A 17,787-nucleotide genomic window follows, 5' to 3' on the forward strand; every position below is an offset into this window, starting at 1 on the left:
AGGTCTATTTATACGGAGGACTCCTCCGTTTAGCAAGAGGACGTGGCGAGCCCGTCATCAAGAGCTGGTGAGATGGAGACGAAACCACAAGAGCGGCTGCGCAAGCCGCGCGCCGATGCGCAGCGAAACCGCGAGCGCGTGCTGGAGGCGGCCAAGGCGGTGTTCAGCGTCGGCGGCGCCGAAGCGAGCCTGGAAGCGGTCGCCCGACAGGCGGGCGTCGGCATCGGCACGCTCTATCGCCATTTCCCGACCCGCGAGGATCTGTTCGAGGCGGTGTATCGCCGCGAGGTCGAGCAGCTCGCCGAGCTGGCCGAGGAGCTGAAGAGCGAGCCGTCCCCGGTCGAGGCGCTCCGGCGCTGGCTGCGCTCGACGGTGCAGTTCGTCGCGACCAAGAAGGGCATGATGGCCGCGCTCGCGATCGTCATGACCGCGAACTCCGAGCTTGCGGCGTATTCGCACGGCCATCTCACCCGCTCCATCGGCGCGCTGCTCGCCCGCGCCGTCGAGGCCGGCGAGATCCGCAACGACATCAGCGCCGACGACGTCCTGCGCGCGCTGATCGGCATGTGCTACATGCACGACCAGACCGGCTGGCAGCAGAGCGTGCTGCGGCTGCTGGATGTGTTCGTCGATGGGTTGAGGGTGGGGAAGGGGCGGGAGTGAGATTGTTTCGCGCGGCGTGAGCTGCGTAGTGGCTTGTCTGAGCTACCCGCTTTCGACGGCGCTCTCGTCTGGGTGCTGCGTCAATCCGGCTGCTCCCTCCATCGTCATTCCGGGGCGCGCGAAGCGCGAGCCCGGAATCCATAAGCACGATACTCGCTGGGGTTCGCGGTGCCTGCACACGGCGCTCTCGCTCCGAAATTGCGGCCTGTGAGTATGGATTCCGGGCTCATTCGCTGCGCGAATGCCCCGGAATGACGAAGGTGGGCGTACGGTAATGCTTAGGCTACCGGCGTCCCGCACGCAGCGCAGAGCTTCGCGCGCGGTGTTCTCAACGGCTTCCCACACGATGTGCAGGACGGACCGAAGTCGCTTCGTCGATGGTGCCAGATCGCAAGGGCGTTCGTCTCGTCAAAGCCGGTCAGTTCACGGTAGCGCTGCAGCGCGCCTGTTTTGCTATCGACCGCGGCGGTGGGCTTGCCCGAGTGTGCATTCGTTCGCCCGCCGATACCCTTCGATGTCGTCCATTCGTTTCCTAAGAAGAGGCTCGATCTCGGCCCACTCCTGCTCGTCGAGCATTGGCACTTCGATGCCACAACGCCAGCAATAGACTGTGATGGCCATCTCACCCCCTGAGCCACTCCATCATGGCCTGCGCCGTTTCCTCCGGCTGCTCGGGCTGCGGCAGGTGGCCGCAATTCTCCAGCACGACCAGCCAGCTGCCGTCGATGCCGTCGGCCATCTCCTTGGACAGGGTGTTCGGAATGGTGTTGTCCGTGTCGCCGGTCAGCACCAGGGTCGGGCAGCGGATCGCGGTCAGCGTCGGCCGCGAGTCCGGGCGCGACATGATCGCCGTCAGCTGCCGGATGAAGCCGATGACGCCGACCTCCTCGGCCATGTCGTGGACCAGCTGGAGCAGCCGCGGATCATCCTGGCGCGACGGATGGACGAAGCCCGAGAACAGCTCGTCGACCACGCCGTGATAGTCGCCGTCCTTCGCGCGCGTGATCATGGTGCGGCGCCGCGCGCTCGCCTCTGGCGTATCGGCCCGCGCCTGGGTGTTGATCAGCGCCAGCCGCGCCACCCGCTCCGGCGCCTGTCGCATGATCTCGAAGGCGATGTAGCCGCCCATCGAATGTCCCGCGAGCGCGAAGCGCGGCGGCGCCTCGGAGAGGATCCGGCGTGCGATCGCTGCCATGCTGTCGTCGCGGACATGGTTGGCGACCATCACGGGTCCGAGCCGCCACAGTGCGGGGATCACGGGCGCATAGATGCGGGGCGACGAGATCAGTCCGGGCACCAGCACGAGCGGCAGCGCATCAGTCATGGCTTTCCCCCTGGAACGGCTTTCCGCTGTAGGATCGGTGTTCTCCGCCCGCCCACCATTTACCTGCGAGACGCCGCCGATGTCCAACGAAGTCCTCGCGTTCGAGTTGTGCCGGCAGAGCGAGGGCCTCGTCTATCGCTTTGCCCGCATGACCCGTCCGGACGGCAGCGTCGGCTTCAAGCGCGCCGACGGGGATTATTGGATCGTGTGGAAGCCGGATTGGGCCGGGTGACCTGGGACGAGCTCTCGCAATCCTGCATGGGCCGGCCTTGGAGCGTGCCTTGGAACGTGCTGCCCGGGGATCAAGGCGCGGCGCCGCCGCAGGGCGAATGGGTGAGCCGAAAGGGCATGAAGTCCTACGGCTACAGCCTGGTCCATCTCCGCTGAGGACGCGGCCTGTCGGCCTGCGCTCCCACGTCGTGCGCTCCGGCAGATGCTCTCAATGATTGAGCATGATCGTCGATCCCGCGCAATTGCCGATGGCTGTAGCGGCACTCGCGGCTTTGTCGTGGCATCGAGGATGTTCGCGTGAGAGAGTGCGCATCCGACTACTCCCGATGCGCACGCACTCCCGGCGCGAGCAGCGCGATGTTACCAGCCGATCACGGTCAATCATGGCGGTGGGGACCTGGCGTCACGACAATATCACGTCCGTGGCACGCGTCGCCGGAGACGGCAGATGCAGCTCGGAGTTTATTAGTTGTGGCCATCGGATGGCCGTCGCCAGAATTCGACCACGTGTCTCTCTGCAACTAATAGATAGCGCGTGATGGGCCGAGCTACTTCAAGCTTTGCGGCGTAGGTGATCCCGCTGTGCATGATCTTACCGCCACATGCAGTTCGCTCGATGGTGCAGGCCGCGATCCCGCTCTTGCAATGGTGTGCATGCGGCACGTCCGGCGCAGGTGCCGCCTCGCAGCAAGCGAAGGGATGAGAGGTGTCGCTGCACCACGACGAGGTGCCTCTCTGACGCGCTCGGGGGCAGACGTCGACGGGGGACCGATGCATCGCCGATCCCGTCCGTCGTCATGCGCGCAGAAGAGTTACAGTGCCAGTGATGGCTTCTTCGGATGTGATCGCCGTCCCATGCTCGTGCGCATGAGTTCGGGCGCGCCACATCGGCTCGATGCTGCGCGGCTTCATGCGAGCCGGCGCCTGTCGATGGGGTCACACCAGAAGCGGCTGGACCGTAGCTGCCAGCTTCTGCAGCAGCGGCAGGAAGCGCTCCTTCATCTCGTCGACCCCGATGCGATCGACATGGCCGCCGATATTGGCGGCGGCGACGATGCCGCCATCGTAGCGGCGGATCGGCACGGAGATCGAGCGGAAGCCGTGCTCGGCTTCGCCGTCGACCAGCGAATATCCGTCACTGCGCGCCGCGATGATCGTTTCGAGCAGTGCCTGCTTGTCCGTCACCGTAGTCGACGTCATCGCGGTCACGGACATGCGCGCGATGGCCTCGCCCAGCTGATCGTCAGGCATCCGGCTCAGCAGTGCCCGCCCGACGGAGGTGCAGAACGCCGGCAGCCGGTAGCCGATCTCGAGCCCGGTGGAGAACATCCGCGTCGGCGTGGCCCGCGCGATGAAGACGACCTCGTCGCCGTCCAGGACCGCCAGTGAGCAGACCTCGCGGGCCTCGGTGGCCGTCGCGTCCATCAGGGGCTGCATCACGCTGTTGATCTGGTTCGAGGCCAGGTAGCTGGAAGCGAGCAGCAGGACGCGCGGCGTCAGCGAGAACAGCCGGTCGTCGCCGTGGACCAGGCCGGACGCTTTCAGCGTCAGCAGGATGCGGCGCACGGTGGCGCGGGCAAGGCCGGTGAGTTCGGCGGCCTTGCTCAGCGTCATTGGCCGACCCTCGCGGCTGAAGGCTTGTATCACCCTCAAGCCGCGATCGAGCGCTTCGACGAACTCAGGACCGTCGCCCCGAGCCTGCTTCTTCTCCTCATCAGTCCGCTTTAGTTTCGGCATCGGCCTGACACGTTCCATTGTTGTTGTTTTCGGCCGCAGTGAAGCTGCTGTCCGTTTGCCCCTGGGCTTCGGTTGTAGCTTTTTCACTTGCGCTTCTCCCCACTTAAAGCGAATCTAATCTTGTCGAACATGTGTTCGGCTAGCGAACATTATTGGATGATCACGTGACGCTCAACGCCCGACTTGCGACGGAACAGGAGAGACGGCCATCATGATGAGCCAGGAGCAGAATGACCTGATCACGCGCATCGGACCCACCGCACCTGCCGGTAAACTAATGAGGATGTACTGGCAGCCGGCGGCGCTGGCCGATGAGCTCGTGGGCGAACGGCCGGTTCGCGCGGTCAAGCTGCTTGGCCAGCACTTCGTTCTCTTCAAGGATGAGCAGGGGCGCTACGGACTACTTGACCGCGACTGTCCGCATCGCGGCGCCGATCTCGCCTTCGGGCGCCTCGAACAGGGAGGTCTGCGCTGCTCGTTTCATGGGTGGCTGTTCGATGTCGAGGGACAGTGCCTCGAGACACCGGCCGAGCCGCCGGGCTCTCCGCTCTGCAAGAACATCCGGCAGCGCTCTTATCCCGTGGTCGAGAAGGGTGGCATCCTCTGGGCCTGGCTCGGCGACGGCGCAGCGCCGGCGTTCCCGGATCTCGACTGCTTCACCGCGCCCGACACCTACACCTTCGCCTTCAAGGGCCTGATCGAGTGCAACTGGCTGCAGGCGCTGGAGGTCGGCATCGATCCCGCGCATGCCTCGTTCCTGCATCGCTTCTTCGAGGACGAGGACACGTCGACGGCCTATGGCAAGCAGTTCCGCGGCGCTTCCGCCGACAGCGAGCTTCCGATGACCAAGGTGCTGCGCGAATATGATCGCCCGATCATCAATGTCGAGCGCACCGAATACGGCCTGCGCATCATCGCGCTACGCGAGATCGATGCCGAGCGCACCCATGTGCGCGTCACCAATCAGCTATTCCCGCACGCCTTCGTGATCCCGATGAGCACGGAGATGACGATCACGCAGTGGCACGTGCCCGTCGATGACGAGACCTGCTACTGGTACGCGATCTTCACCAGCTACGGCGCGCCCGTCGACCGGGCCAAGATGCGGGAGCAGCGGCTCGAGCTCTATGAACTGCCCGAATATCGCTCGCGCAAGAACAAGAGCAACGATTACGGCTTCGATCCGCGGGAGCAGGCGACGGCGACCTACACCGGCATGGGCAACGACATCAACGTGCACGACCAGTGGGCGGTGGAATCGATGGGCCGGATCCAGGACCGCACCCGCGAACATCTCGGGCAATCGGACAAGGCCATCATCCAATATCGCCGGCTGCTGCGCGAGCAGATCGAGAAGGTCGCAGGCGGCGAGCCGCCGATGCTGTTCCTCGATCCGGCCGAGGCGCGCAGCGTGCAGGGCCCGGCGACGATGGACGGCATCGGCCCGACGCGCGGCTGGGAGACCTATTGGATGGAAGTCGACGTCCGCCGCCGTCGCAACGCCCCCTGGGCAGCACCGGTGCCAGCAGATATCGTGCGCCTGGCGCCGCATCTGAGCGCTGCGGAGTGAAGGTGGGCGTGAGCGCGCATTTGTCCTTTGGTGTAGTTGGCGAGCTCTTGCCCCGAGCGCCGTGTGCCCCCTCTCCCCCTTCTTCACGGGGAGAGGGTCGGGGTGAGGGGCAGCCGCGCGGGAAGTGCGAACGGTCAGACCTGTACCCTCTCACCCGGGTCGCATCTTCGATGCAATCCGACCTCTCAGTGCGAGCGAAGCTCGTGCCCCCGCGAGCGGGGAGAGGCGAGGACCGAGCCCGCCGCACGGCCGCGGACTCGATCGCGCGATCAGCCATCCTACCCGGGAGCAATCGTTGAGTTTCGTCGACAAGCATCAGCTGTGGACCGCCGAACAGGCCGAGGCCGCAGTCCGCATGCGCCGCCTTGCCGAGGAGCACGGCCTCACCACCATCCGCTTTTCGTTTCCGGACCAGCACGGCATCCTGCGCGGCAAGACGCTGACCGTCGACGCCGCCTTGTCGTCGCTGGAGGACGGCTGCTCGATCACGACGACCTTGCTCGCCAAGGATACCTCGCACCGCACCGTGTTTCCGGTGTTCACCGCGGGTGGCGGCTTCGGCATGGCCGAGATGCAGGGCGGCAGCGATGCGCTGATGGTCGCCGATCCCACCACGTTTCGCGTGCTGCCATGGGCGCCAGGCACCGGCTGGGTGCTGTGCGATCTGTATTTCGCCAACGGCGTGCCGGTCCCATTCGCCACGCGCAATCTCTACCGCTCGGCATTGGCGACGCTCGATCAGCGCGGCTATCAGTTCATGGCCGGCCTCGAAGTCGAATGCCACATCTTCAAGGTCGAGGATCCCAGGCTCGCGCCTGGTGACGCCGGCATGCCCGGGCAGCCCGGCGTGCCGCCCACGGTCAGCCTGCTGACCCAGGGCTATCAGTATCTCACCGAGCAGCGCTTCGATCAGATGGAGCCGGCGCTCGAGATCATCAGGGCGAACCTCGTCGCGCTGGGTCTGCCGCTGCGCTCGATCGAGCTCGAATATGGGCCGAGCCAGTGCGAGTTCGTGCTGCAGCCGGCGCTCGGGCTGGCGCCCGCCGATACGATGGTGCTGTTTCGCAGCGCCGTGAAGCAGATCGCGCAGCGGCACGGTTATCATGCCACCTTCATGTGCCGCCCACGCATCCCGAACGCGATGTCGTCCGGCTGGCATCTGCATCAGTCGCTGGTCGCGCGCGACGGCAGTAACGCCTTCATGACGGACGACGCCGAAGGTCTGTCAGCGCTCGGCCGCCACTACATGGCGGGCCTGCTCGCGCATGCGCGCGCCGCCGCGGTGTTCTCGACCCCGACCATCAACGGCTACCGGCGCTACCGCGCCTACTCGCTGGCGCCGGACCGCGCGATCTGGGGCCGCGACAACCGCGGCGTCATGATCCGCGTGCTCGGCGGTCCCGGCGATCGCGCCACGCGTTTGGAGAACCGCATCGGCGAGCCCGCCGCCAATCCCTATCTCTACATGGCCTCGCAGATCGCAGCCGGCCTCGACGGCGTCGACCGCAAGCTCGATCCCGGCCCGTCGGCCGACGTGCCCTATGAGACCAAGGCGAGTCTGCTGCCGAAATCGCTCAGCGAGGCGGTCGATGCGCTGAAGCAGGACGCGTTCTTCCGCGAAGCCTTCGGCGCCACCTTCATCGACTACTACACCTTCCTCAAGACAGCCGAGATCGAACGCTTCCAGGCGGAAGTCTCCGACTGGGAGCAGCGCGAATATTTCGAGATGTTTTGAGTTGGATGCTATCGCAGAATCGTAGCCCGGATGAGCGGAAGCCGAAGCCCGAAGGGCGGAGGCGTCAGCGACATCCGGGTTCTCACGAGGTGCCGCCGGTGAACCCGGATGTCGCTAACGCCTCCGCCGAAGAGGCGTCGGCTGGCGCTCATCCGGGCTACAACAAGCGCCGCGCCTCACACGCTCCGCGTCAGCCCGCCGTCCACGCGGATGTTCTGGCCGGTGATGTAGGCTGCGCCGTCGGAGGCGAGGAAGGCGATGGTGGCGGCGATCTCCTCGGACTTGCCGTAGCGGCCCATCGGCACCGTGCTGCGGCGCTCCTCGGTCGCCGGCAGGCTGTCGATCCAGCCCGGCAGCACGTTGTTCATGCGGATGTTGTCGGCCGCGTAGGTGTCGGCGAAGATCTTGGTAAAGGACGCGAGCCCGGCGCGGAACACCGCCGAGGTCGGAAACATTGCCGTCGGCTCGAAGGTCCAGGCCGTGGAGATGTTGATGATCGTGCCGCTCTTCTGTGCCTGCATCACCGGCGCGACGAGGCGTGTCGGGCGGATGACGTTGAGCAGATAGGTGTCGAGCCCGGTGTGCCACTGCTCGTCGGTCAGTTCCAGGATCGGCGCGCGCGGGCCATGGCCGGCGCTGTTGACGAGCACGTCGATGCGGCCCCAGCGGCTGACCGCGCCGTCGACGAGGCGCTTGAGATCGTCGTTGGACTTGTTCGATCCGGTGACGCCGAGGCCGCCGAGCTCAGCGGCTAGCGCTTCGCCCTTGCCCGACGACGACAGGATCGCGACCTGGAATCCGTCCGCGGCGAGGCGCCGCGCCGCCGCCGCGCCCATGCCGCTGCCGCCGGCGGTGACCAGCGCGACCTTTTGTCCTGTCATGACGACGACTCCTGCTCAGTTTCGAATGACCGAAGCGAGGATGTAGCGCGTTTCCGCCCGCAGCGTCGAGCGCTGGCGGACCTTTGCACTCAGCTCGGTCTCTCCCGGCACAGCGTACCCGAATATCCTCGACATTCGTTCCACCCCGGTCCGTCGCATTGTCGTGAGCAGTTCGTGACTCCCTCTCACGCAAAGGCTGCCTACGGGAACCCGATCACACCGAGCGGCATATCGAAGGGGCGCTGCACCGGCGAGCGCCGGGCGCCGGCGGGACCGTGCGTGTCACGGAGATGGAAAGGCGGAGCAGGGGAGCATGTCAGAACACAAGCCGCAGCGCGATCGCGCGGTCGTCGACAGCGGCGATGCGTCCGATCTGTCGTCGGAGCACCACGACATCTTCTTTGCCGCGGTCGAGACGACGCGGATGCCGATGATCGTCACCGATCCGCGCCAGAACGACAATCCGATTCTGTTTGCCAACCGCGCATTCATCGAGATGACCGGCTATGACCTGGCCGAGATCGTCGGGACCAATTGCCGCTTCCTGCAGGGGCCCGATACCGACCGCGAGACCGTCGCCGCGATCCGCAGCGCGATCGCCAATCGCCAGGACGTCGCGGTCGAGATCCTCAATTATCGCAAGAATGGCGCTGCGTTCTGGAATGCGCTGTTCATCAGCCCGGTCTACAATCGCGACGGCGAGCTCGTCTACTTCTTCGCCTCGCAACTCGACGTGTCGCGCCGGCGCGACGCTGAGAGCGCGCTGATCCAGTCGCAGAAGATGGAGGCGATCGGCCAGCTCACCGGTGGCATCGCCCACGACTTCAACAATATTCTTCAGGTGATCATCGGCTACACCGAGACGCTGCAAGGCGCCGTCAGCGAGCTCGCCCCGCGGCACCGCCGCGCCGTCGACAACATCCGCGCAGCCGCCAATCGGGCCGCGACCTTGACGCAGCAGCTGCTGTCGTTCGCGCGCAAGCAGCGGCTCGACAGCCGGCCGATCAACCTCAACAACATGATCGAGACCATGGTGCAGATGGCGCGCCACACGCTCGGCGAAAGCGTGCGCATCGTCGTCAAGGCACAGCCGGGCCTCTGGAACAGCCGCGTCGACCAGACCCAGGCGGAGGTCGCGCTGCTCAATCTGTTCGTCAATGCGCGCGATGCGATGCCGCATGGCGGCACGCTGACCATCCGCACCGAGAACAAGGAGATCGCGGACGAGGACGTCGTGCAGTTCGGCGTGCCCAAGGGCGGGCGCTATGTTGCGCTGAAAGTGTCCGACGACGGCGTCGGCATTCCGCACCACATCCTCGCCCGGGTCGCCGAGCCGTTCTTCACCACCAAGGACGAGGGCAAGGGCACCGGTCTTGGTCTCGCAATGGTCTATGGCTTCACCCGGCAGTCCGGCGGCAGCACCTACCTCTACAGCGAGGTCGGCCTCGGCACGACGGTGCAGCTGTTGTTTCCGGCCACCGCGCAGGCGATCGCCGCGCCGTCGGTGCGCCCGCAGATGGTGATGGACCGCACCGGCAGCGAGCGCATCCTGATCGTCGAGGATCGCCAGGAGGTGGCCGAGCTGGCGCGCTCGATCCTGGAGGATTTCGGCTATCGCACCGAGGTCGCCGCCAACGCGCATGCCGCGCTGGAGCTGCTGGATTCCTCCGTGCGCTTCGATCTCCTGTTCACCGATCTCGTGATGCCCGGCGGCATGAACGGCACCGTGCTGGCGCGCGAGGCGCGCAAGCGCCAGCCAAAGTTGAAAGTGCTGCTGACGACCGGCTATTCCGACGCCGCGGTCGAGCGCGCCGATGCCAATATCGGCGAGTTCGAGATCATCAACAAGCCGTACCGGCGCACCGATCTTGTCCGCCGCGTTCGGCAGCTGCTCGACGGCCCGACCGGCGTCACCTGATGCGGCGCTTGACCAGGAGAGTCCTCGCGCGGAAAGTCGGTCCGCAGAGCGGAGAGTCCACCATGCGTCAGGTGACGATGCAGACAGCGGCCGATGCGCCGGCCCTTCAGCCTCGCAGTGAGCCGCGCGAGCCCGGCGTGGTCGCGGCCGGCGTCTACGCCAATGGCCGCCGCGTCGCCGACATTCCGATCGAGGACGCCGGTGCCTGGAGCAAGCGGCCGGACCACGTGGTGTGGCTCGGGCTGCACGAGCCGGATGCGGCGCTGTTGCGGCGCGTCGCCGATCAGTTCGGCCTGCACGAGCTCGCGATCGAGGACGCGTCGAAGGCGCATCAGCAGCCCAAGGTCGAGCGTTATGGCGATGCGCTGTTCGTCGTGGCCCGCACCGCACAGCTCGTCGACGGACACATCGTGTTCGGCGAGACGCATATCTTCGTCGGCCCGGGCTTCGTCGTCTCGGTGCGCCACGGCGCCTCGACGTCCTATGGCGCGGTGCGCGAGCGCTGCGAGAGTTGCCCGGGCTCGCTCGCCAAGGGCGAGGACTACATCCTCTATGCGATCCTCGATTTCATCGTCGACAATTATCGCCCGGTGACCGAGAGCATCATGGCCGAGGTCGAGACGCTGGAGGAGGTCGTGCTGCAGCGTCCGCTGGCGCGCCACGAGGTCGACCGGCTGTATCGCCTCAGGCGCGACCTGCTGCGGCTGCGCCGCGCCGTCGGTCCGGTGGTCGACGTCTGCAAGCGGCTCGAACATGTCGACAATGTCGCCATCGATGCCGAGATGGCGCCGTTGTTCCGCGACGTGCTCGACCACGCCAAGCGCGCCGAGGAGGACGCGGATTCGCTGCGCGAGATCCTGGCCTTCGTGTTCGAGGCCAGCATGATGGCCGGCCAGGCGCAACAGACCGAGATCGCCCGCCGCCTGGCAGCGTGGGCCGCCATCCTCGCGGTGCCCACTGCCGTCGCCGGCATCTACGGCATGAACTTCGAGCACATGCCGGAGCTGAAATGGCAATACGGCTACTATGTCGTGCTGGGCTTCATCGTCACCGTCTGCACGGTCCTCTATACGCAGTTCCGGCGACGTGGGTGGCTGTGAACCCTTTGCCTCTTCCGCTTGCGCGGTCTGCCTTACCTCTCCCCGCCTGCGGGGAGAGGTCGGATCGCATCGCCAGATGCGATCCGGGTGAGAGGGTACAGGTCTCTCCACGACAATCCCCGTGCGTCTGCCCTCACCCCGACCCTCTCAGCGCGAGCGAAGCTCGTCGCGGCCCCGTAAGAACGGGGAGACGGAGCGCAGCCAGTCCGCGGCGGCGGATCCGACTCCATCAACGAACACCTACCCCTTCGCGAACTGCCGATAATCCGGCTCGCGGTGAAACCAGAACTCATAGCCGCTGACAGCCTTCTGCATTGCGACGTCATGGATCGGCTGGTTGAGCGGCACCACCGGGACCTCGCGCATGCACAGCGCGATGAACGCCTTCACCGTCGCCTCGTATTCCGCCGCATCCTCGGTGAAGCGGGCCTTGTCGATCAGCGCGTCCATCTCCCTGCTCTGGTAGGACGAGATGTTGAAGATCGAGTTGCGGCCGTGGAAATTCCAATAGAAGTAGTATTCGGGATAATCGAGCCAGCCGCTGAATCGGTTCAGCGCCATCGGCAGCTCCTTCTTGTTCAGCGTGGTGCGCCAGTTGGCGCCGGGGATCTTGTCGATGCCGGCCTTGATGCCGATCCTGGCGAGGTTCTCCTGGATCAGGATCGCGGTGGGCTCGCCGACCGTCGCGGTGCCGGCATCGAGCGACAAGGTCGTCTCGAAGCCCTGCGCGAAGCCAGCCTCCTTCATCAGCGCCTTGGCCTTATCGAGATCAGTCACGTAAGGGAACGGCTGCGGCCACACCGGCTTGGTCACTTCGCTCGCGCCGCCATGCATCGGCACCGCGCGGCCGAAGAACGCGCTCGACTGGATCTGCTCATAGGGCATCGCCCAGGCAATCGCCTGGCGCAGCTTCACATTGTCGAACGGCGGCTTTGCCGTATTCAGCGCGAGATACCACAGCGCGTTTGGAATCGGCACGCCCGTGACCTTCACCTTGTCCTCCTTGATCAACTGATCGAAATCGCGCGGCGCGAAGCCGCTGGAGAGATCGGCATCGCCGCGCTCGAGCATGGCGCGGCGGGTGCCGGCGGAGGGAATGTCGCGCGCGATCACGCGCTTGATCTTCGGCAGCGGCCCGCATGTCCAGTTGTCGAACCGGCTCAACACGGTCTCGGTGCCCGGCTTCCAGCTCACGACCTTGTAGGCGCCGCCGCCAGCCTCGTTGGCCTTCAGCCAGGCCAGTGCCCATGGGTCCTCGGCCGTCGCATTCTTCCTGGCGAGCTCCGAATTGATGATGAACGGCACGACCACTGCGACATTGAACAGCAGCATCTTGTCCTTGCGGATGTAGTCGATGCGGAAGGTGTGGTCGTCGACGGCCGTGAACTGCTCCGGCTTCTCCAGCGATCCCGCCGACATCTGGAAGGTGGGAAAGCCGCCGACGGAGACCGCGCGGTCGAACGACCATTTGACGTCCTTCGCCGTCACCGGCGTGCCGTCGTGGAAGGTCGCATCCTTGCGCAGCTTGAAGGTGCACGACATCCCGTCGGCGGCGACCTCCCAGCTCTCGGCCAGCTCCGGCGCCAGCGCCGCGCGATCATAGGAGGTCGTCCCGTCCGGCAAGGTCTTCGCTGCGTAGCCGAGCAACCGGTCGTAGCAATTCCAGGCGAGCCCGTTGACGGTCTGGTTCGAGCCCACGCCCTGCATGTCCAGCGAGTTCGGCCCGAGCTCCTGCACCACCAGCAGCGTCTCGGCACGGCCTTGCGACCACGCGACACGAGGCGCCAGCGCGCTGAGCCCGGCGGCGCCGAGACCGCCGAGAACGACGCGGCGGCGCGTGACATCGAAATGCGAGCTGCTCATTGGGACCCCCCTGCGGCATCGTGCGATTGCCGTTGACGAGGCAAGGCGCGTGCCATGACGCGGGGGTCACGCCGCGGCGGATCGCCCCTGATGTGCCGACCACCAGCCCGCGATGGCGTCCGTCAGCTCGTCCCAGATCGCGGTCGGCAGGTCGGGCACGGCGACACGCACGCTGTAGCGGTCCGTGGTGGCGTCGTGGAACCATTCGGTCGCCGCGAAATCGAAGCCGAAGCTGCCGGCATGGCGGATCGGCAGGCCGGCGCGCCGGAGATCGTCGCTCATCGCCGTTGCGGCCTGCCGCGCGGTGACCTCGTCCAGCGGCGCGTGGCTCGCGAGCGTGACATAGAGGCCGTGCGCGAAGTCGAGCTCCGCCGTCAGGCCGCGCAGCGTCGTTGCAAACAGCCGCCGCGCGCGACGGCTGTTGCGCAGGATGGCGGCGACACGCCGCGCGGTCAGTGCGCGATAGGCTGATATTCCGACGTAAGGCGGGAAATGCGCCGGCAGCGCCGCGCCGCCGAGCAGCCGGACGGCGTTGCGCGTTTCCTCCGGCAGCGCCGCGAGCGCAAGCCGCTTTGTGGAGCTGGCGGTCGCCCAATCGACGTACGCCACCGATCCGAGCCGGCCATATTCCGCGCCGAGCGAATCGAGCTTGGTGTGGCTGCGCACCATCACCACCGGCACGTCCCAGCGCCGCGCCCAGGCCAGCACGCGGCGGATGCGGCCGGAGCCGTTGGCAAAGCAGGTGGTGTCGAAGATCAGGAGATCGATCGCCGGGCGATCGCAACTCAGCACGGCTTCGAAGCGCGACGTGGTCGCGCTGGAATCGATCAGCAGCAGCCGCGGCGCGGGCGAGGGCTGCGCCAGCGCATTGGCAAGATCGCGGGTCAACGTCACCGGGTGCAGATGACGGGCGTGCGCCGCGATGAGCTCCTGCGTTTCGCCATAGGATCCCGGCAGCATCAGCAGGTCGGCGGTGCCGAGAGCGGGCCGCATCGCCAGCAGCAGCGCCGCGATCGCCGCCATGCCGGAGATGGTGTAGACGGTGTCATGACGGCTCCCGCCGGCCGCATAGAACGACGGCCCGCGCACGTCGAGATCGGCGCGCTGATAGTCGTAGCTGAAGGCAAACGGGCCGGCGCGATGATCGTCGGCATCCGCCCAGGCCGTCTCCGTCGCGGTCCAGTCGTTGAGCGCGTGCTCGGCCTTCAGCGCGGCCGTGAACTGAAACTTGTGCCGGACGACCTCCATCACCGAGCGCGGCGCCGGCACCGCATGCGGCCTCCGCAGGCAGGCGTTCAGCAGCTGCAACTCCTGATGCTTGCGGGCGAGATAGGCTTCGATCGTCTCCATCGGGCTCTTCATTGCGTGCGACGAGGATGCAACGCGCCGGCATTGCGATGGGTCCAACGAGGTGCAGCAGCGCTGCGCGAATTGCGCTAGGCTGCGCTCCCGGGAGGAAAGCGTGATGACCAGGGAACTCGAAGGCAAGGTGGCGGCGGTCACCGGCGCGGCGTCGGGCATCGGCCTCGCCAGCAGCGCGGCAATGCTGGCCGCCGGCGCGCGGGTCGTGATGATCGATCGCGATGCTTCGGCGCTGGCGGGCCTGCGCGGGCAGTATGGCGACGCCGTGAGTCCCGTGGTGATCGACCTGCTCGATCCCACTGATTGTGCCACCCTGCTGCCGCGCGTGCTGGACGCGGCCGGCCGGCTCGACATCCTCCACGCCAATGCCGGCAGCTATCTCGGCGGCGACCTCGTCGACGCCAGGACCGACGCGATCGACCGCATGCTGAACCTGAACGTCAACGTCGTCATGAAGAACGTGCGCGACGTGCTGCCGCACATGATCGAACGCGGCGCGGGCGACATCATCGTCACCAGCTCGCTGGCCGCGCATTACCCGACGCCGTGGGAGCCGGTCTACGCGTCGTCGAAATGGGCGATCGATTGCTTCGTGCAGACGGTGCGCCGCCAGGTCTTCAAGCACGGCATCCGCGTCGGCGCGATCTCGCCGGGCCCGGTCGTCACCGCGCTGATCGCGGACTGGCCGGCCGAGAAGCTGAAGGAGGCGCGCGAGTCCGGCAGCCTGCTGGAGCCGGCGGAAGTGGCCGACGTCATCATGTTCATGCTGACCCGCCCGCGCGGCATGACGATCCGCGACGTCGTGATGCTGCCGACGAACTTCGATCTGTAGAGCAGACGGAAGGCGGATGCTGAAGCTCGACCACCTCACGGTCATCGCCCCGAACCTTGCCGAGGGCGTCGCGCATGTGCGCGACTGCCTTGGTCTCGATGTCCCGTTCGGGCAACGCCATGACTATATGGGCACCCACAATCATCTGCTGCAGCTCGGTGATAGCGTCTATCTGGAGATCGTCGCGCTCGATCCCAAGGCGACGCCGCCCGATCACCCGCGATGGTTCGGCCTGGATGATGAGGACGGCGTGAGGGCCGATTGGGATGAGGGGCAGCGTTTGCGCGGCTGGGTCGCGCGCACGGATGCGATCGATACGGTCTTGGCCGGGCATCCAAACCTGTTCGGCGCGAAGGTGGCGCTGCCACCGGTCAATCCGTCCTTCGACTTCGCCATTCCGGCGAATGGAGCGTTGCCGCTCGATGGCGCCGCCCCCTCGATCATCGACAGGCGCGGCAGACCACGGGCGATGGCGGCCATTGCCGATCTCGGTGCGCGCTTGAGGTCCTTCACACTCGAACATCCCGACCCCGCCGCGTTGCAGGCGCGCTACCGTACGTTAAGGGTGGACCGTCCTCCCGAAATCCGGCACGGGCAGAAGCTGCGCTATCGTGCATTGATCGAAACGCCAGCGGGGCCGAAGGAGCTGACGTGATTTCGGCGTCGCGAACGCCACCGCCGTGCCCCGACGATGCCGATCGAAGTGGTAGCTCGCATGAGCGCAAGCGACATGCCGGGCCAACTCCGGCGATCCCCGGTGTTGCTGACGCTCACCCGCGGCTACGGGATCCTCATCGCGGTGAGCGCTGGCCCCGCCGATGGGCAGCGAAGGCGACGCGCCGATCGGGCTGCGCCGCCTTTTCAATCCGGCACAGGCACGTCGAAGGTGTTGAGGGTAACCGACACCATGCAATAGACGCCGATCAGATAGGACAGCTCGGCGGCGCCATGCGCGCCGAACTGCGCGACAGCGGCCTTGTAGGTCAGCTCCGGCAGCACCCCGCCATTGACCAGCGCCGAGGCAAAATCATAGGCGACGGCTTCCTGCCGGGTGAGATCGGCCGGCCGCTGGCCGGCGACGATGGTGGCGAGCTTCTCGTCGGACAGGCCGCGCTGCTCGGCGACCAGCACATGCGCATACAGCTCATAGGCGGAGCGGAAGTGCGCGCCGGTGACCAGGATCGCGACCTCGCGCACGGTCGGCGGCAGCGACGGCTTGTCGACCATCGCCTTCACCAGCTCCCACACCGGCTTGCCGAATTTCGGCTCGCGCAGCCACGGATTCCACGGCCCCAGCAGCGCGCCATCATCACGGATGTTGATGAAACCCTTGAAGCTCGCCTGAATGCCCTGCTTCATGTCGGCGTAGAGCGGCTTCTGCTCGTCGCTCAACGCGTCCGGGCTGACGATGGGGAGGCGCATGATGATCTCCTGTTGTGACGCCCCAGGCTATTGCAGTGGCGCAGCGGAGCAAGTGACGTTCGGGTGACGATCCGGTGTCATGGCGACCGTCCTGATGAAGATGCAGGCAGAGCAGGCTTGGCGCGCTCGTTTGCACGTCACGGCAGCGAGAGAGCCGGCATCGTGCGAGAGGACTGTTGCCGATGAAGGGCCGTTACCTACGCGATCCGGCCCTGAGGCCAGCTCTCGCTTCCGTCATGGCCGGGCTTGACCCGGCCATCCACGAAGCCGCGCGAATGAAAGACGTGGATGGCCTGGTCTTCGCCGCGCCGAAGCGGCTTCAGCGGCGCAGGCGGGACAAGCCCAGCCATGACGGAGGAGAGGAGCCGCCGCCGTTGCATTCGGAGCGCAATTCGAGCTTCAGCGCGCTGAGCTTTCGTCCGCTTCGGAATTGCGCTGCTCGGCGATCGCCCTGATCGCGCGCAGCGTACGCCGGCGAATGAGCCCGCTGGCGGGACGGATCAGCAGCCAGTAGGGCAGGAACATCAAGTAGGACATGCGGTCGGGACAATAGACCCGCGTCTCGGTGACGAGCCGCGTCAGCTCGCCCTCGGACTCGGCCATGAAGCCGAGCACGAGCTTCGGCGTGCGCGGGGCGTTGAAGGCGATGAACGCCTCCGGACTCGCAATGTGGACGAGGCCGAAATCGTTGCGCCAGAACTGCCCGATCAGCCCGCCGACCATGGCGCGGTCGCCGTCGCGGCCGAGCGGCGTGAAGCTCTTCAGGCTGAACGGCTGCGGCGCACGATGGCGTTCCGGCGACAGCCTGTGCATCAGCCGCGCCGGCGTCTGGCGCAGGGTCATCGCGAATTCGGTGAAGCGATCGCGCGGTGGCTCCCAGCCCTGGATGAGGTCGAGCAGCGCGCCGGGCGGGCAGCGCACCAGCGTCGCATGACGCTCAGAGAATTGGTAGTCCGGCAGGAATCGGTCGATCAGGGACATGGATTTGACTTACAGCGCGTCGCGCGCATGATCGCAAGCGATATGCGGGGTCGGCAATCTCGGTTGCCGCTGACGCTTGCCCGAGGCTACATGGTTAGTTTCGGCTATGATCGTTTCAGGACCGAAGAACGTCCAGACCGGCCCTTTCTTGCGCGTACTCACCGGGCG

Annotated in this window: 16 protein-coding genes; 9 read left to right on the forward strand and 7 right to left on the reverse strand. The window is 66.3% G+C overall.

Going from position 1 to position 17,787, the window contains the following annotated elements; all coding sequences use genetic code 11:
- Positions 1–72 precede the first annotated feature (72 nt).
- Positions 73–663 (forward strand): TetR/AcrR family transcriptional regulator, encoded by a 591-nt coding sequence (locus S58_RS03920; protein WP_015663943.1) that lies wholly within the window; start codon positions 73–75, stop codon positions 661–663.
- A gap of 622 nt (positions 664–1,285) precedes the next feature.
- On the opposite strand, the gene S58_RS03925 is transcribed toward S58_RS03920, so the two are convergent.
- Positions 1,286–1,987, reverse strand: coding sequence for an alpha/beta fold hydrolase (locus tag S58_RS03925; protein ID WP_015663944.1), 702 nt, complete (start codon positions 1,985–1,987; stop codon positions 1,286–1,288).
- A 79-nt stretch (positions 1,988–2,066) separates the two neighbouring features.
- On the opposite strand from S58_RS03925, the gene S58_RS38880 reads away from it, so the two are divergent.
- Together S58_RS38880 and S58_RS38885 are read left to right on the forward strand one after the other, a co-directional pair.
- Positions 2,067–2,219, forward strand: coding sequence for a hypothetical protein (locus tag S58_RS38880; RefSeq protein WP_015663945.1), 153 nt, complete (start codon positions 2,067–2,069; stop codon positions 2,217–2,219).
- A complete protein-coding gene (locus S58_RS38885) occupies positions 2,216–2,374 on the forward strand; it encodes a hypothetical protein (protein WP_244440697.1) in 159 nt (52 codons plus the stop codon). Before S58_RS38880 ends, S58_RS38885 begins: the two co-directional genes overlap by 4 nt.
- Positions 2,375–3,154: 780 nt before the next feature.
- Here S58_RS38885 and S58_RS03935 read toward each other — a convergent pair.
- Positions 3,155–3,955: an IclR family transcriptional regulator domain-containing protein gene (locus S58_RS03935; protein WP_042340527.1), complete on the reverse strand. Its 801-nt coding sequence runs from the start codon at positions 3,953–3,955 to the stop codon at positions 3,155–3,157.
- Positions 3,956–4,166: 211 nt separating this feature from the next.
- On the opposite strand from S58_RS03935, the gene S58_RS03940 reads away from it, so the two are divergent.
- Together S58_RS03940 and S58_RS03945 are read left to right on the forward strand one after the other, a co-directional pair.
- Positions 4,167–5,525 carry an aromatic ring-hydroxylating dioxygenase subunit alpha gene (locus S58_RS03940; protein ID WP_015663948.1) on the forward strand — a complete coding sequence of 453 codons (1,359 nt, stop codon included), beginning with the start codon at positions 4,167–4,169 and terminating at the stop codon, positions 5,523–5,525.
- Between the two features lie 295 nt (positions 5,526–5,820).
- Positions 5,821–7,260 (forward strand): glutamine synthetase family protein, encoded by a 1,440-nt coding sequence (locus tag S58_RS03945; protein ID WP_015663949.1) that lies wholly within the window; start codon positions 5,821–5,823, stop codon positions 7,258–7,260.
- A gap of 176 nt (positions 7,261–7,436) precedes the next feature.
- On the opposite strand, the gene S58_RS03950 is transcribed toward S58_RS03945, so the two are convergent.
- Entirely contained in the window at positions 7,437–8,141 is a 705-nt protein-coding gene (locus S58_RS03950; protein WP_015663950.1) for an SDR family oxidoreductase, read from the reverse strand.
- 313 nt (positions 8,142–8,454) lie between these two features.
- Here S58_RS03950 and S58_RS03955 point away from each other — a divergent pair, with 313 nt between their 5' ends.
- Both S58_RS03955 and S58_RS03960 read left to right on the forward strand, forming a co-directional pair.
- The gene (locus S58_RS03955; protein ID WP_015663951.1) at positions 8,455–10,059 is read left to right on the forward strand and encodes a hybrid sensor histidine kinase/response regulator; all 1,605 of its coding nucleotides are present in this window, start codon (positions 8,455–8,457) and stop codon (positions 10,057–10,059) included.
- 62 nt (positions 10,060–10,121) lie between these two features.
- A complete protein-coding gene (locus S58_RS03960) occupies positions 10,122–11,159 on the forward strand; it encodes a magnesium and cobalt transport protein CorA (RefSeq protein ID WP_015663952.1) in 1,038 nt (345 codons plus the stop codon).
- 240 nt (positions 11,160–11,399) lie between these two features.
- Here the strand turns inward: S58_RS03960 and S58_RS03965 are convergent, their stop codons facing one another.
- Both S58_RS03965 and S58_RS03970 read right to left on the reverse strand, forming a co-directional pair.
- Positions 11,400–13,022: an ABC transporter substrate-binding protein gene (locus S58_RS03965; RefSeq protein WP_015663953.1), complete on the reverse strand. Its 1,623-nt coding sequence runs from the start codon at positions 13,020–13,022 to the stop codon at positions 11,400–11,402.
- Between the two features lie 66 nt (positions 13,023–13,088).
- Positions 13,089–14,372 (reverse strand): hypothetical protein, encoded by a 1,284-nt coding sequence (locus S58_RS03970; protein ID WP_015663954.1) that lies wholly within the window; start codon positions 14,370–14,372, stop codon positions 13,089–13,091.
- A 115-nt stretch (positions 14,373–14,487) separates the two neighbouring features.
- On the opposite strand from S58_RS03970, the gene S58_RS03975 reads away from it, so the two are divergent.
- A complete protein-coding gene (locus S58_RS03975) occupies positions 14,488–15,216 on the forward strand; it encodes an SDR family oxidoreductase (protein WP_015663955.1) in 729 nt (242 codons plus the stop codon).
- Positions 15,217–15,232: 16 nt separating this feature from the next.
- The gene (locus tag S58_RS03980; RefSeq protein WP_015663956.1) at positions 15,233–15,871 is read left to right on the forward strand and encodes a VOC family protein; all 639 of its coding nucleotides are present in this window, start codon (positions 15,233–15,235) and stop codon (positions 15,869–15,871) included.
- A gap of 206 nt (positions 15,872–16,077) precedes the next feature.
- Here the strand turns inward: S58_RS03980 and S58_RS03985 are convergent, their stop codons facing one another.
- Together S58_RS03985 and S58_RS03990 are read right to left on the reverse strand one after the other, a co-directional pair.
- Complete coding sequence (locus tag S58_RS03985) at positions 16,078–16,638, reverse strand: carboxymuconolactone decarboxylase family protein (RefSeq protein WP_015663957.1); 561 nt, start codon at positions 16,636–16,638, stop codon at positions 16,078–16,080.
- Positions 16,639–17,037: 399 nt separating this feature from the next.
- Positions 17,038–17,619, reverse strand: a complete 582-nt coding sequence (locus S58_RS03990) for a hypothetical protein (protein WP_015663958.1) — start codon at positions 17,617–17,619, stop codon at positions 17,038–17,040.
- Positions 17,620–17,787: the final 168 nt, after the last annotated feature.

This window comes from Bradyrhizobium oligotrophicum S58 (genome assembly GCF_000344805.1).
GTDB classification, from domain to species: Bacteria; Pseudomonadota; Alphaproteobacteria; order Rhizobiales; family Xanthobacteraceae; genus Bradyrhizobium; species Bradyrhizobium oligotrophicum.